Below are 16,931 nucleotides of genomic sequence, written 5' to 3' on the forward strand. Positions count from 1 at the left end.
AATTATAAATAATTATGAAAAATACTATCATAAAATACAGTGCTGTAATGTTAACGGTTGTATTGCTTTTTAGCAGTGGCTGTAAAAAATATCTTGATCAGGTGCCCAATGATCGTGTTACCATCGAGCAAGTGTTTCAAAAAAAGGGACCATCAGAGCAGTACCTGGCTAATATATACAGCTATGTAGACGATCAATCAGAACAGTGGACACAAAACCCCTGGATGGGCAATGCCGATGAAATTGACGTAACATGGTCAAAATATATTATTTACGATCTCAATATTGGTAACATTGGCGCCAGTAACGCCATATTTGACAGGTGGGGTTATTATTACAGCGGTATTAGGGCGGCTACATATTTCCTTAACCATATTGATGGTAATGCCGAGATCCTGGCCCTGAACGGACAGCAACTGATTGATCAGTATAAAGCCGAAGCACGATTTTTACGTGCCTATTACTACTTTCTGTTGATGCGCCAGTATGGCCCGGTAGTACTGGTGGGCGAAAAGGAAATCCCTGCCGATGCCAGCGCCGCAGATATGCAGCTACCCCGTAGTACATATGATGATTGTGTAAATTATGTAAGCAGCGAATTGGATAAAGCGGCTTCGGTGCTGCCACTTGTACCTTCAAATAACGGGCAGGCAAGCGATGTTCAATATGGGCGTGCTACGGTTGGTATGGCATTGGCCGTAAAAGCAAGGCTGTTATTATACGCGGCCAGCCCCTTATACAACGGCAATACAGATTATGCCTCATTTAAAACTGCGGATGGCAAGCCATTTATTAACCAAAGCTATGATGTGCAAAAATGGAAAAAGGCGGCTGATGCCGCTAAAGCGGTTATTGACCTGGGGTTATATCAGTTATATAAAGATCCTGGCGGTAACCCTGTAAAATCATACCAGGGTGTGTTTTTACAACAGTGGAACTCGGAGCAAATATTTAACCGGAAAGCCAATAGCCTGCCCAATTGGGATACGCATTGCATGCCAAGGCAAGCCGGAGGCTGGGATGGTATAGGTGTAACGCAGGAGCAGGTAGATGCCTATTTTATGAGCGATGGCAAAACTATCCAGGAATCGTCGTTGTATTCAGAAACAGGCTATACTACGGTTAACGGCGTACAAATTTATAATATGTATGTGAACCGCGAACCCCGTTTTTATGCTTCGGTAACCTATAATAACAGCGTTTTTCAGGGTGGCAATATGCAATCGGCGTCGCCAATCAGCTTTTTTGTGAGTGGGCCAAACAGCAAAAACGGTCACCCAACTGATTTTACAAAAACGGGGTACCTGGTACGCAAAAATGTAGGCACCCAAACCAATTCGGGTTCTGGTGGTAACGGCGCCCAACAGGCGCGTCCGCTGGCGCTCTTTAGGCTTGGCGAGGTTTACCTTAACTATGCCGAGGCATTAAATGAAGTTAGCCCCGGCAGCCCTGATATTGTTAAATACCTAAACCTGATTAGGGAAAGAGCAGGGGTACCGCAATATGGCACAGCATCCTTGCCTTTGCCTCCAAGCCAGGCAGATATGCGCGCCCGCATCTGGCAGGAGCGCCGTGTTGAACTGGCCTTTGAAGCGTTGCGCTGGTTTGATATCCGCCGTTGGAAAATAGCACCGCAGGTTATGGGCGATATGCATGGTATGAACATGAACAAAGATGGCGACGACTTTTATAAACGTACAGTTGTCAGCAAACATCTTTTCAGGGCACCGGCTTCGTATTGGTTCCCGATAAGCCAATATGATATGGACCGATCAAAGCTTATTGTTCAAAACCCCGGATGGTAATAACGCATTAATTTTTTAATACAAAAGTTATGACAACTAAAAAAATATTAAAATTCATTGGCCTGGCATGTATTGTACAATGCATGTTTTTAATGAGCTGTAAGGATAATGTAGTATTGCCAAGTCAGCCGGTAGCAAGCTATAGCCGTGTATATATGCCCGAAGCGGTAAATGGCCCGGTAGTTAAAACCTTTAAAATAACAGATACGGCCCAGGCGCTTATTTATGGCGCAGGTTTTGGAGGGCAGGATTTCCCGGGCAGCGATATCCCCGTTGGTTTTGCGGTAATACAAACCAAAGCAGATACTTTTAACATGGTTAATAATACACACTACCCGCTGTTACCCGCCGATAGCTACACGCTATCTGCAACATCTGCCATTATCCCTAAAGGTATGGTTACAACCACTCCTCTAACTATCAGCGTAAAAACCAGTGGGGCGGGAGCAATGGATGCGTTAAAAACTTATATTTTACCTGTAAGTATTACCAATACCACTGTAAAAGTAAATGAGGCCCTGCGTACTACCTATTACATCCTGAAAGCCCAGCCCGATTTTAACGATTACCCCAACTATGACCGCGCCAACTGGGCCATCATTGGCTTTTCTTCGCAGGAAGCTAATGGCGAAGGACCTAATAATGGCCGGGCAATTTTTGCGCTCGATGGCAATACAGGCACTTTTTGGCACACGCAGTGGTCGGGAGGATCGCCCGGGCCGCCCCATTTTTTGGTTATTGATATGAAAGAGGTTAAAACGCTGCACGGCCTGTCATTTGTAGGCAGGCAGGGCGATGGCGGCGGTAAGCCCAACGAGGTTAATATACAGGTAAGCCTGGATAATGTTGCCTGGGTTGACGCAGGTACATTTAATCTGTTGAATAATAAGGACCTGCAAAAGCAATTTTTGCCTAACGGATTCAAAAACGCCCGTTACTTTAAAGTGTCCGTTAATTCTTCCTATAATGCATCTTACACCCAGATAGCGGAGTTAAATGCCTTTTAAAAAAAATGAAACCCTATAGGTGGAAAATAAATAGCCCACCTATAGGGTTTACCGTTTTAAGTTTAGTAACAAAGCCCATTTCTGCCCACAACAAAAAATGCCAGGGTTGGCGCTTGTTAACAGGAATTTAATTTACGCACAACGCCACATCAAAAATATGTTTTTTACCTGGGAAACCCAGGTAGCGCTGTGCTGTTGCCATTATTTTTCGTCGCAATGATTTCTGTAATTAAGAAAAACAATAGTATTACCCCCCCCTATAAAACAGGCAATATAGGCGAGACAGCTGCCCATGCCACCATATCCAAATACCTTAACCCATATGCCCTATTATAACCAATCCAATTTTAAACAATCTATAAAAACAATCTTATGAAGAAAGATCATTTAAACAACCGCAATGTCATGCGGGGCCTAATCCCGCTTACTGCGGGCGTTATGCTCATGTTCCCGGCCTGTAAAAAAACAGAAGCCCCGCAGGCAAAACAAGCAACAGCAGATTCAAAGCATGAAGTTCATTTTAGTTCGGCTAACTCAGGCAATGCCGATGCAGCTTTTAATGCGTTTAACAGCGCATTTTTAGTAAACTCAGGTGGACAAACTTATTACAAAAAATCAATTAATGATGGCGCCGCTGATGGCACCTGGGTAGCATCGTTAGATATTTTGGTTGCCGAGGACGCTTATGAACGTACCGGTAGCACCGCACATAAAACATTAGTAAATAACCTGTGTAGCACCTGGCTGCAAAATACACCTCCACCCTGGACCTGGGACGGCTGGAACGATGATATAGGTTGGTTTTCGCTTGCGCTGATACGCGGCTACCAAATTACCGGTACCGCTAATTTTCTTACCCAGGCCAAGTATGGTTTTAATATGGCCTACAACCGTGGCTGGGACACACAATATAACGGAGGCGGCATTTGGGAGCAGCAACCCGATATGACACCTGCCGGCGAGTCGATAAGTAAAGAGGCGCTTTCAAACAACAGTTTGGGGAAAGTAGCTTGTTATATTTATCAGAGTACTCACGAGCAGCCATATCTGGATAAAGCTATACAGATTTATGATTGGGTATGGCATCACATATATAATTCAGCCACAGGCCAGGTATATACAGGTATAGATCGTGATAACGTTGTTAACCAGGGTTTGGCGGTTTATAACCAGGGTACATTTGTTGACTATGCCAATTTACTTTACCAGATTACCGGCAACATAAATTATTACAACGATGCCAAACGCACTATTGATTATGTTAAAAATAACATGACCACCAACGGTATTATTACCAACAGCGCCAGTTACCTCAATACCTGGGGCGACGAATTTGCCCGGGGTTTGGGGCACTTTGTGAGAGATAACCGCATGTGGAGCACTTACCATGCCTGGATGCTACAAAATGCCACCTCCATCTGGAGCCACCGCCGTACCGATTATAATATCACCTGGAACGGTTGGGATCAGCAAACGCCGGTTGATAATAGTTTGGCAACAAGCAAGTTTGCCAGTGCAGTAGCATGGCTACAATATACGCCGGCCACAATACCCGATGATATTGCCGGTACACATTTTATTGTAAGTAATCAAAATGGCATAGCTGTTGATAACGCCAGCCAGAGTGGCAGCGGAACGGGTGTTGTGCTGTGGGGGGTAAATAGCGGGCTTAGCCAAAAATGGAATTTTACCCAAAACGAAGATAGTTCATGGAACATCATCAGCCAATACAGCTGGATGGCCCTGGATGTACCGGGAGGAGCTACTACCAACGGCTTGCAGCTTATTCAATATCCATCAAGCCGAAATACCAACCAGCGTTGGTGGGTTGATAAGCAATCTGACGGCTCTTACAAAATATGGAACCAGGCAAGCAGTGGTGTGCTTGATAATTCAAGTTCATCGGTAAACGGCTACAAACTGGTACAATGGGGCTGGAATGGTGGGGCTGCCCAGCGCTGGAAGCTGCAATAGTATCTATTGCGGGTACGCTACTTTTAAAAAGACGGGTGGTTAGTTGCCGATGGCTCCGTAGCAATGATAAAATAAACAACTCCAGGCTTTGGTCTCAATGCTCAACCGGCATTTTGGCTAAAGCCTTTGGTTTTGCTTCAATTATCTTGTTTACTTTAGCCAATAAATAAAATTTATAAGGTAAATGCAACTGGCCACAAACCAGCTCAGCTTTTTTTTAATGATTGCATAAATTGCATTGGCGATTTACCGTATTCTTTTTTAAATGCCCTCGAAAAATTCGAATTACTTTGCAAGCCTATCCTGTCGGCTACCTCGTTCATGGTAATATCTTCGTGTGTCATAATCTGAACCGCTTTTTTTAACCGTATAGTGCGAATAAAATCACCTACTGATTGATCGGAAATGCTTTTGATTTTTTGATATAGTTTGGTTCGGCTTAAATATAAATGCTTGCATAAAAAGTCGACGTCAAGGTTGGGGTCCTGTATGTTATTTTCTATCAATGCGATAAGCTTCTGAAAAAATTCCTTGTCTTTTTCCAAATGTACAAGCTCTGTTGCTTCCGAAAGATAGTCCTTGACGTAACGTTGTTTCAGTTTTTCACTTTGATCAAAAATATTATTAACGGTTAGCAACAAAAGATCAACACTGAGTGGTTTGGCAAAATAAAAATCGGCACCCGATTCCATTCCTTCAATTTTAGCATCTAAAGCATCCTTAGCCGATAGGATTATAAAAGGAATGTGGCTTGTTTCAAACTTCTCTTTCACAAGTTTACAAAGTTCAATGCCATTCATGCCGGGCATCATTACATCGCTGATGATCATATCCGGCACCTTTTCGGTTGCTATTTCAACAGCCGAGTTACCATCCCCTGCTTCATAAACATCGTAGTAGTTTTCAAAGGCCATTTTTAAAAAGGTTCGCAGTTCCTGGTTATCTTCAACTAATAAAATGCGTTTTCTCATTTTTGAAACAGAACGTTCATCATTATTTTCCTGTTCGGGTAAAGGTAGCGCCATGGCGTTATCTATCGCTTCAAGTCGGGTTTCCACCTCGGTGCTGGAAACTGATTTTTCGGCCTCATTATAGTTTTCACCGCCCCAGGGTATGCCAATAATGATTTCGGTGCCCCTATAACGTTCGCTATAAACGTAAATACCTCCCTTATGTAATTGAGTAAGGCTTTTAACCATCGCTAAACCCACGCCCGAGCCCAAATGACTTTTGCTTATACGGTAATAACGGTCAAAAATGCGGGTGATAGATTCACCGGAGATACCTATTCCGGTATCGGCTACACGAAAATAGATGTATTTTTTTGCCCGGTGATCTTTATTCAACAGCTCAAAGCCGGTATTAAAAGCCGGTTTGAATTTATCCATATCAAAAAAAATATCGAACGATACCTTGCCGCCGCTATTCGTATACTTAAACGAGTTATTTAAAAGGTTGAAGAGGATTTTTTCTAATATCTGCACGTCAAAATAGCCTGTTACGGGCGATACCTGGTTTTCGGTATGATCGGTCATTTCAAAGCGGATGCTTTTGCTAACCGACAAATTCTGAAATTCCCAGGCCATATCCTTACAAAACTGGTTCACAATCAGCGGCTGCACCTGTAGCTTTATAACGCTGTCAGACACTTTCTTAAAGTTCATGAGCTCGCTAATGAGGTTGATAAGCCGTTTTGCATTCCTGAACATGAGTTGATATGAATAATCCAATGCCGGGTTTTTGTTCTGGCCCATCAAACTTTCAAGCGGCCCAAGTATCAGGGTTAAAGGCGTACGAAACTCATGCGATACATTGGTGAAGAACATTAGTTGCTGCTGGTAAAGTTCTTCGCGTTGTTTGTGCATTTCTTCCCGTTTTTTTTCATTTATGGCGTTAACTTCAATTTCCCTTTTAAGGCGGTACCAGCGGGCTTGGTATATGTAAATACCGGCAAGGGCTGATAGTATCAACAAAATGTAAATCACATTTGCAAAGCCCGATTTCCACCAGGGCGGGGTTATAGCGATATCGGTTTCAACCCGGTTTTTGCTCCATATGCCGTCATTATTGGTGGCCTCAACTATAAGGCGATAACTGCTATAATCAAGGTTGCTGTAGGCGGCTGAGGGCGTTTTTCCATCAGTGTATTTCCAGTCTTTATCATAACCGATTAATTTATAGCGATATCTGCATTTTAAAGGATTGGCAAAATGCATGGACGAAAAAAAGATCTGGAAATTATTTTGCAGGTAATTAAGTGTTAGTTTATCGCAATAACCGATAGCCTGGGGAATGAAATCCTGTGATATACCGGGTTTTCCAAAGTCTGGTTTCTTATTATTAATTAAAATGTCGGTTAATACAGGTTTTGCGGCAATGCTGTTAGGTTTAATTTGGTCTGGATAGAAATAATTGAGGCCGTTTATACCCCCGAAATACAACCTGCCGTCGGTACCTTTATATGATGATCCTACCTTAAAGCTGTTGCCCTGCAATCCGTCATTTTTATCATACCTAATCAGTTTGCCGGTTGTAGGGTTAAAGCACTCAAGCCCGTTGCCGCCCATCCATAAGTTTCCGGCATTGTCAATTTCCATGCTTTCTACATCATTAAAAATACCATAGTCACCGGCATAGGTTTTAATGGAAAATGTGTTGGTGCCTGTATTTATAGTGAGTTTATCGAGCCCACCGCCGATGGTGCCTATCCAATAGCTGCTGTCGTCTTGTTTAACTATGGGGTAAGTATAATCTGAGCTTAATGAGTTTGGTTTTGCTGATGCCCTGTACCCAAAGCTTTGGGTTATATTTCCTTGTTTATCAACCAGCAGGCGTTTTAAGCCCTGTGTGCTGGATATAAGTAATTGAGGTTTATTGGTATCAGCAAAAATAAAAAAGCCAACACCATAGTATTTTACATGGTAATAGTTTTTTTCATCTTTCCACACCACCCCACACCTATCCCGGTGGTTACCAAACCAAATGTTTCCATAATAATCTTTGGTAAAGGTATCTATCACATAATCCGGGAATTTATCAGAGGAGCGGGGTTGCCAAAGCGTTGTGCCATTGTGCTTTAAAACCTGGATGCCACGTGCGCTGCCTATCCATAAATTATGATCGTTATCAAGCGTCAGCGCTGTTATCGCATCGTTCTTTAATTTTACGGGCGAGTTGTAAATATTGTAATAAGTAAATGTTTGCGTTTTTAAATTATAAAGGTTGAGGCCGTGGGATGTAGTGCCTATCCACAGCCTGTCGCCGTCGGCCAGTACAGACCGGATATGATTGTCCGCCAGTGAATTTTTAGCCTCGGCGTTATGTTGCAGTGTATAGAATAGTTTTTCGTGAAGATTGCAGTAGTTTAAGCCGCCGCCGAAAGTACAGATCCACAAACATTCGCTCCGGTCGATAAATATTTTGTTAAGCGAGTTGGAGTTTAAGCCTCGCTGCGGGCCTTTATTATTCACTACCTGTAACAGGTTTAGGTTAACATCAAGTCTGATCAGGTCAGCGCCGGTATTCAGCCAGTAATCAGAAGTGCCTGCTTCTGCAATATTCCAAATCTGGTCTTTGTTTACCGTAGTGTATTGTTTAACAAAAGTTAAACTTTTAACCTGCGCGGAATTTTTTGCATCGATACCTATCAGGAATAGTTTATTGCCCGATCCTAACAAAATATGGTTCCGGTTATCAAAATAAATACAATGGAGTTGCTGATCTGGCAGGGCTGTTATTGGCAGATTTTTAAAATGATTGTTTTTATCAAGTGTCCAAAGGCCTTTATTACTGGTTAGGTAAAAAAGGCCGTTTTTATCACATGTTATATCTGAAAATACTACCCCAGATGGCAAATTCAGCTTTTGCTCCGTAAGAATATTGTCTTTGATCTGATACAGTTTTATCCGATCGCCCATAAAACCGTATATCCGGTTGCCGGCCGGTTTAAACATCTTATCAAAAGTGGGGATGTATTGCTTGTTTGCCTCGCTGAAATCAAGGTACTTTTCTGTTTTGGGGTCAAAGCATTGTATACCCCCTTCGGTGCCGAGCCATATATTGCCATTGTCTTCGGCATATAGGCACTTGATGCGGTTTTTGAAGGAGTTATTAAGGGGCTCGTTGACATTGTAAAACTTTTTAATCGTGTAGCCGTCAAACCTGTCGAGCCCGAAATGAGTGGCAATCCAAATATAGCCCCGCTTATCCTGCAAAATATCGTTGGCGTCGGTATGTGACAAGCCTTCATCAACAGTAAGATAATTGAATTTATAAGGGTATGCCTGGCCAAAGGCCCTATGCAGTAACAGGCAATAGCAAAAAATAAGTAACAGGGCCTTTACACACGTATGCTTATTTAACCAAAACAGGTTGTTTACATTCATTTATTACTCAGTTTACCAGCTAATGCAAAGTACAATTTGTTCGGCAGGCAAAAGGGTGCCTGTTATAATAATTGATTTTATGTTATCACCCGAATTTACGGCCTTTGCAGCAGTTTTTTACGTACAGAAATATTCTATTCGCAAAAATGATTTTATATGCCGGATAATTGAAAGCATCCACTCTGAAATGTATCATGTGACAATAAATATGCATATAATGACAATTTTGAAGCATGAAATTTATATTTCTTTGCCCTTAATCAATATACAAAGCTTAACCTATTTAAACTATTATAAATGCCCATGTACCAATCTCCATTTAATAAACAATTTGCCCTGGTTTTATTGATCGTTGTGTTTGTTTTTAGTTATAAAATAAGCTCAGGCTTTCAGCAGCAGCCGGATAATGGCCTTTCTAAATCAGATACTGCCTCAGTTCCAAAAGAGATAGAAGACCCCGAAAATATTGGCATCAACAAAGAGGCAAGCCATGCCACGCTTATGCCCTATGCTTCATTAAAAGAGGCATTGGCTGCAAACAGGCATGCATCTTCTTTTAGCCGCAGCCTGAACGGTTTGTGGAAATTTAACTGGGTTGACTGGCCACAAAAACGTCCTGTCGATTTTTATAAACCAGGCTACGATGTATCCGGCTGGAAAGACATCAAAGTACCATCAAACTGGCAGGTAGAGGGGTACGGTACACCTTACTACAGCAACTATACCTATATCTTCCAAAAAGATTTTCCGAGAGTGATGAGCACTCCGCCTGTAAAATATACTGCCTACAAAGAAAGGAATCCGGTAGGCAGCTACCGCCGTGATTTTATCGTGCCCGCTGAATGGAACGGCCGCCGTATTTTTATAACCTTCGATGGCGTTGATGCCGGTTTCTTTATTTGGGTAAACGGCAAAAAAGTGGGCTATAGTGTAAACAGCCGTAACGCCGCCGAGTTTGATCTGACTAAATACGTTAAACCAGGGAAAAATACTTTAGCTGTTGAAGTTTACCGCTTTACTACAGGAAGTTACCTTGAAGATCAGGATATGTGGCGTTTAAGCGGTATATTCAGGAATGTAACGCTGTGGAGCAGTGCGCAGGAACATATCAGGGATTATTTTGTAAAAACCAATCTTGATAAACAATATAAAGATGCCGATGTACTGGTATCGGCCAAAATAAAAAACTACGGAACTGCGCCGGTTAAAGCTCGTTTATTGGACGTTGCTTTATACAACGGTACCGTGGCTGTACCGGGCGCAATCGCCAAAAAAACTATCCCGGCTTTAAAGCCCGGGGAGGAAGTGACGGTTGAAACCAGTTTCCATGTAAACAACCCGCAAAAATGGACTGCCGAAACACCAAAGCTTTATACTACAGTTGTAAAAATTAACGATGGCGTTAATGCTGTGGAAACCATATCGTCACATACCGGTTTCAGAAATATCGAGATTAAGGGCCGCTTATTCCTGGTTAACGGAGTGCCAATTAAACTAAAAGGGGTAAATCGTCATGAAAACTGGCCGAATGATGGCCATGCGGTTACCGAGGAGCAAATGATAAGGGATATTGTGCTCATTAAACAAGCCAATTGTAACCACGTGCGCACCTGCCACTATTCTGACGACCCAAGGTGGTATGAATTGTGCGATCAGTACGGAATTTACCTGGTTGCCGAAGCGAACCTGGAAAGCCATGGTGCATGGGATGAGTTTAATGAAGAGCCCAGGATAAAAGCCGCACTTATTGATAGGAACGTTGCCAATGTAGAGAATTTTAAAAATCACCCTTCGGTTATTATCTGGTCGTTGGGTAACGAATGCGGTAGCGGCGGCTCAAATTTCAGAACGATCCTGAAAGTGATCAAAGGAATTGACGACACGCGTCCAACGCACTACCAAGGTTTTGGTATTGGTAAAAATAACCCTGCAGATATGGACAGCGAAATGTATACCGATGTGGAGAACCTGGAAAAGCACGCAAATGATCAAGCCCTAACCAAGCCATTTTATTTGTGCGAATATGCGCACGCTATGTTCAATTCTATGGGTTCAGTTGATATTTATAACGATTTGTTTGACAAATATCCGCAATTGTTAGGGGGCGCTATTTGGGAATGGCAGGATCAGGGTATCTACAACAACCGGGACCCGAAGCACCCGATCACTGCTTTTGGAGGAGGTTTTGGCGAATACCCGAATGATCAGTATTTTATACATAAAGGCGTTGTGTTTTCGGATAGATCATTAAAACCGCACTATCCCGAGTTAAAACATGCGTACCAGTGGATCAGCATTCATCCGAAAGATCTGAAGAACGGTTTGGTTACCATTAAAAACCGCTACCAGTTTATTAACCTGAACGGCTTAACCGCCAAATGGGAAGTAACTGAAAATGGTACAATTGTATCGTTGGGCCATTTAGCGCTTAAGGAGATTAAGCCGGGTGAAGAGCTTGATGTAAAGGTTCCCTATAATGTTACACCTAAACCCGGGGCAGAATATTTCCTGAGGGTATCGTTTAGCCTGGCTACCGATAAAATGTGGGCAAAAAAGGGATTTGAGGTTGCGGCACAGCAATTGGAACTGCCTATAGGTATTCCGGCTGTTAAAACACAACCTGCAACAGGTAAACTAACTTTATCAGATGCCGGTAATAATATCAGGTTAAAAGGCGATGGTTTTAGCCTGGAGTTTGACAAGGAAAAAGGCACTTTTTCGAAGATGGAGAAAGACGGCCAAAACGTTTTGCAGGACAATGGCGGCCCTATGTTGCACCTGTGGCGTGCGCCTCACCGTAAGGACGATATGTGGGCTTATGACGATTGGGTTAAATATGGCCTGAAAGAGATCAGCTGGAAAACCGACCTGGTAAAAGTTACCCGGCTTTCTGTTGGCCAGGTTGAAATAAAGGTAAACCTTACGGGAACAGGTAAACATGATTTTATTGTTCGTCACCAGGTAACTTATACTATAAATGGTATAGGCATAATTAAAGCTGACAACAACGTGAGCTTTAATGCCGACCCTAAACTGGTGCTGGCCAGGTTGGGTGTACGTTTTTTCCTGAAACAGAACCTGGATCGATTTGAATATTTTGGCCGCGGCCCAATGGAAAACTATGCCGACAGGAAGAGTGGGTTTGATGTTGGCCATTACTTAAGTACCATAACGCAGCAGCAAACCCCATATGAAAAACCGATGGATTGTGGCAACCATGAAGATGTAAGGTGGGCTAATGTGAGCACTGCTAAAGGTACCGGAATAGCCGTTAAACAAACCGGTGAGCTGTTCCAGGTAACCGCACTGCCATACAGTGATGAAGAAATGACAGACGTGGAGTACAAGATAGATTTGCCAAAAAGTAAAGGCACAGTATTATGCGTAAGTAATAAAACGTTGGGCGTTGGCTCATATGGCTGTGGTCCGCGTCCGCTGGAACAGTACAGGGTATATGCAAAAGATACCAGCTTCAGCTACCAAATTCAGTTATTCAGTAAAAAATAAGATCCTGATTAAATAGTTTAAAATAACGCAAAAGCGGGGAGCAAATATCATCATTTGCTCCCCGCTTTGCTACAGGTGCTATCAAGGGCCTTCGCAGTGCTATTAACTTAACGTGAGTTGAAGTATGTGACATAAAAACCTATTACGGTGGGGTACGGGCCTGCTGACTTTAGGTAAAAGGTTTGATAACATCATAATTTCGATGGTATATTGGGGAATACAATACCGCAAGTCGGTATTCGGCAAATAAGATATCCAGTCTTCTGTTATTGCGCAGTCAGATATTTATGGAATAACCCGGTTGATGCGCTTGCTATTGACAAGATCATTAACTGGTATGTGGAAAAGCCCGGTTGAAGCGAGTTTATTAATTTTTACTTTTGAAGTATCCGGCGTGTTTTTGACTACAATGTTGTTTAGCAAACCATAATGCAACCAGAATGATCTTCAGTTTCTCTGCCACACCTGATTTTGATTTTATGACGCATTTCGCCCATCACCTTGGGGTCGCAATGGAAAACAATCTGTTACGTATACCCGAAAAATTAGGGGAGGGTTATATTCGCAAACTAACCTTCGGACCAGACTTTAAGGTTACCTTGCACCGTTATACTCTCCGGGAGGACCTTGTTATCAAGCGTAACTCATCCGGTATGGGGAACGAACTGATCACCATATTTTTTTATAGTAACGAAGACTCGCTCGAAATCTCCTTTAACAACTATCAGCAGGTACGCTTCTCTGAACGGGAAGACGCGGCCATTCAGGTAACCTCTAATGACCTGAGTTCGGCCATTCGCTTTCCCGCCGGACACTCTGTTCATTATGTGGTTATTGCTATTAAACCAGTTTACTTGAAAGCGCTTTTAGGGTTGACTAAACAAAACGCTACCCTGAAAACCATCACCACCAGCGGTAGTTCTTTCCTGTACTTTGAAAGCATGACTGCGGAAACGAAGATCCTGTTAAAACATATGGCGGCGGTTAATACTCAGGATGACCTGAGCCATTTTTATATGCAGATTAAGGTGCAGGAATTAATTTACCTGCTTTTTCGGCAATTGGTTTTGCGTGAAAGCACGGCTGCCCATTACAGCATTAATAGTGCGGACGCAGAAAGACTATTACATATCCGGAACGAGATACTTTACGACTTGAGCGTACCTCCCGTTCTTAGCGAACTGGCACAAGTTGTCGCCATGAGCGAAACCAAACTCAAACAACTTTTCAAACAAACCTTCGGCGATACCATCTACAATTATTACCAGCGTGCCCGGATGGAAGAAGCCGCCTTCCTGTTAAAGCAAGGTAAGCGTTCGGTTGCCGAAGTGGGCTATGAACTGGGCTTTTCCAACCTCAGCCATTTCAGCCGTTTGTTTGAAAAATGCCACGGCCTCACGCCTAAACGATTTTCCGCCCAGGCTAAATAACTTTGCCGGATTGGACTGATTTTGTGTCTTTTTGCGCTATTATTAGCTATTGAATAGGTTCAATTTTGCTGTGTAAACAATAAACACCGCAAAATGAAAAAGTTATTCATGCCTTACAACAAAGGCGCACTTCAATTAAAGAACCATGTGGTAATGGCTCCCATGACCAGGAGCCGGGCTATTAATAATGTTCCCAATGCGATGATGGCCGCTTATTACAAACAGCGTTCAGGCGCTGGGCTGATTATTACCGAAGGTACCTCGCCAAGCCCCGAAGGTTTGGGTTATCCGCGCATTCCCGGCATTTTTACAGACGCCCAGGTGGAAGGCTGGAGGCAGGTTACCAACGCTGTACATGAAGCTGGCTCTAAGATATTTTTGCAACTGATGCATACCGGAAGGATTGCCCATAACTCCAACCTGCCGGAAGGATGCCAGGTGGTTGGTTTGTCGGACGTCAAAGCGGCTGGCGAAATTTACACCGAGACGGGGATGCACGAATATTCGGCCCCTTCAGCACTTAATGCAGAAGGCATAGCCCGCATTGTAGCAGACCACATTAAAGCTGCCGGGAACGCCATAGCTGCCGGATTTGATGGCATAGAACTGCATGGCGCTCACGGGTACCTGCTGGAACAATCTTTAAACCCGCATATCAATAACCGAACTGATATCTACGGTGGATCCATTGAAAACCGCAGCCGCCTGGTACTGGAAATTGTACAAAAAATTGCGTCATCTATCGGTGCCGATAAGGTGGGCTTGCGCATTTCGCCCTTTTTAACATCGAACGATATGCCGGCTTATGACGAGGCTGAAGTACATCAAACTTATGTTTACCTGGTGGGTGAGCTGAATCGATCAGGCATTGCCTACCTCCATATTTCCAATAATCCGGGCATCACCGAAAAAAACCATCGGAGCATCCGCCGGGCTTTTGACAATACCATCATTTATTGTAATGGCTTTACGGCAGAAACGGCCGAAGCGAAATTACAGGACGGCACGGCAGATCTGGTCGCCTTCGGCAGAAGCTTTTTGGCCAACCCCGACTTCATGAGGAGGATTGAAAAAAACGCCCCCCTAAATGAGCCGGATTATAATACCTTTTATACGCCCGGTGAACAGGGTTACACCGATTATCCCGTATTAGACTAATTATTTACCATAAAACACACAATCATGAAAATTATAACAACAGGCTCATTAGGTAATGTAGCCAAACCGTTAGTGAAAAAGCTGATAGCAGCCGGACATGAAGTAACCGTTATCAGCACGAAAGAAGATCGCAAAAATGAAATCGAGGAGTTAGGTGCTAAGGCAGCAATCGGCTCGATCAGCGATGTTACTTTCCTAACCGAAGCTTTTAATGGGGCAGATGCGGTTTATACCATGATGCCACCATCAATGGGAGCAATAAATATGATCCGGAATATCGCAGATGCTGGGCACGCTAATGCGCAAGCTATCAAGGCCGCAAGTGTACCGCACGTGGTAATGCTAAGTAGTGTTGGCGCTGACGCGCCTGAAGGAACAGGCCCGGTAAAGGGGGTGCACCGTGTAGAGCAGATATTAAGTCAATTAAACGGAGTGAACGTAACCGTGCTAAGATCGGGCTTTTTCTTTGTTAACTTTTTCAGAGACATCCCGCTGATCAAGAACAGGGGCATCTTTGGTAACAATTACAGCGGTGACGATGAATTGGCACTCACACATTCTGATGATCTTTCTTCTGCTATAGCCGACGAGTTGCAGACGAAAGGAAATGGTTTTGAGGTAAAATATGTCGTGAGCGATATCTCTACAGGCAATAAAATCGCGACCCTGTTTGGCAAGGCGATAGGCAAACCGGAACTGACCTGGACCGAAATCCCGGATGAACAATTAAAACAAGGGATGTTATCCGGAGGCCTACCCCCTGAATTAGCCGGGCTTATTATCGAACTGGGCCAGGGGGTAAAAGCAGGTATTGTCATGAAGGACTTTTTTGAAAAAGGAAGACAAGTAACAGGGAAGATTAAACTGGAACAATTTGCCGAAGAATTCAAAAGCCGGTACCAGCAGGCTTGAAAACTCCGCAAGCGGGATTGCACACAAGGTGGCGTCCCGCTTATTGATTCTAAAACGCTTTGGAATAATCAACATACCGCCGACATGAAAAACAACTAAGGGATCTAAAAAGCCGCGAGAGAAGATGGGGTAATAATGGACGCGTTTTTGCGGTTTTGGCAAGCGATAGTGACAGGAGTCACTTTTTAATAACAAAACGGTCATTTTTAAACAAGGGAACCAGCCTTAGTTTTGATGCTGTTAATCACTTTGTATTGCTAAAATAAAAAATCATGTTGGGAGCACTTACAGATTTGCAGATAGAAAGCTTGCTGAAACAGCAGGTTACCGGCCGTATCGCTTGCCATGCCGATGGAACGACTTATATCGTTCCGATAAACTATGTTTACAGCGCACCATATATATACAGCCATTCTGCAAATGGTAAAAAAATTGAAATGATGCGAAAGAATCCTGAGGTATGTTTTGAAATTGACGACATCCAGAACATCTTTAGCTGGAAAAGCGTTGTTGCCTGGGGGCATTTTGAAGAAATAACCGATATAGACGAAAAGGCTCGCCTGATGCAGGGAATTATACATCGCATAATGCCCATGGCCAGTCATCCCGCTAATCATCCTTCACATGGGATAACCGAAAATGACAGCGATGTAGGCGACAAAGTTGAACTTATTATTTATAAGATCAATCTTGATAAAAAAACCGGCCGGTTTGAAGGTAACTGAGGCCAGCTTAAATATGGCCTATATGATT

9 protein-coding genes are annotated in these 16,931 nt (G+C 43.2%); 8 read left to right on the forward strand and 1 reads right to left on the reverse strand.

The genetic code is table 11. The annotated features are described in order from the left end of the window. Positions 1-14 precede the first annotated feature (14 nt). The 3 genes from ACFGVS_RS20720 (at position 15) to ACFGVS_RS20730 (ending at position 4,786) form a co-directional block, all read left to right on the forward strand. Positions 15-1,805, forward strand: a complete 1,791-nt coding sequence (locus ACFGVS_RS20720) for a RagB/SusD family nutrient uptake outer membrane protein (protein WP_439695430.1) — start codon at positions 15-17, stop codon at positions 1,803-1,805. A gap of 29 nt (positions 1,806-1,834) precedes the next feature. Next, complete coding sequence (locus tag ACFGVS_RS20725) at positions 1,835-2,812, forward strand: discoidin domain-containing protein (protein WP_439695431.1); 978 nt, start codon at positions 1,835-1,837, stop codon at positions 2,810-2,812. A gap of 372 nt (positions 2,813-3,184) precedes the next feature. Further along, positions 3,185-4,786 (forward strand): RICIN domain-containing protein, encoded by a 1,602-nt coding sequence (locus tag ACFGVS_RS20730; RefSeq protein ID WP_439695432.1) that lies wholly within the window; start codon positions 3,185-3,187, stop codon positions 4,784-4,786. Positions 4,787-4,992: 206 nt separating this feature from the next. On the opposite strand, the gene ACFGVS_RS20735 is transcribed toward ACFGVS_RS20730, so the two are convergent. Continuing rightward, positions 4,993-9,171, reverse strand: coding sequence for a hybrid sensor histidine kinase/response regulator transcription factor (locus ACFGVS_RS20735; protein WP_439695433.1), 4,179 nt, complete (start codon positions 9,169-9,171; stop codon positions 4,993-4,995). Positions 9,172-9,468: 297 nt separating this feature from the next. On the opposite strand from ACFGVS_RS20735, the gene ACFGVS_RS20740 reads away from it, so the two are divergent. The 5 genes from ACFGVS_RS20740 to ACFGVS_RS20760 all read left to right on the forward strand — a co-directional run bounded on the left by ACFGVS_RS20740 (position 9,469) and on the right by ACFGVS_RS20760 (position 16,903). Continuing rightward, positions 9,469-12,678: a glycoside hydrolase family 2 TIM barrel-domain containing protein gene (locus tag ACFGVS_RS20740; RefSeq protein ID WP_439695434.1), complete on the forward strand. Its 3,210-nt coding sequence runs from the start codon at positions 9,469-9,471 to the stop codon at positions 12,676-12,678. 512 nt (positions 12,679-13,190) lie between these two features. Next, on the forward strand, positions 13,191-14,108 hold the full coding sequence (locus ACFGVS_RS20745; RefSeq protein ID WP_439695435.1) for a helix-turn-helix domain-containing protein: 918 nt from the start codon (positions 13,191-13,193) through the stop codon (positions 14,106-14,108). A gap of 93 nt (positions 14,109-14,201) precedes the next feature. Continuing rightward, complete coding sequence (locus ACFGVS_RS20750) at positions 14,202-15,266, forward strand: alkene reductase (RefSeq protein ID WP_439695436.1); 1,065 nt, start codon at positions 14,202-14,204, stop codon at positions 15,264-15,266. 24 nt (positions 15,267-15,290) lie between these two features. Continuing rightward, positions 15,291-16,178, forward strand: coding sequence for an NmrA family NAD(P)-binding protein (locus tag ACFGVS_RS20755; RefSeq protein ID WP_439695437.1), 888 nt, complete (start codon positions 15,291-15,293; stop codon positions 16,176-16,178). Between the two features lie 272 nt (positions 16,179-16,450). Next, positions 16,451-16,903 (forward strand): pyridoxamine 5'-phosphate oxidase family protein, encoded by a 453-nt coding sequence (locus ACFGVS_RS20760; RefSeq protein ID WP_090651636.1) that lies wholly within the window; start codon positions 16,451-16,453, stop codon positions 16,901-16,903. Positions 16,904-16,931: the final 28 nt, after the last annotated feature.

The organism is Mucilaginibacter sediminis, from assembly GCF_051903035.1.
In the GTDB taxonomy this organism is placed as follows: Bacteria; Bacteroidota; Bacteroidia; order Sphingobacteriales; family Sphingobacteriaceae; genus Mucilaginibacter.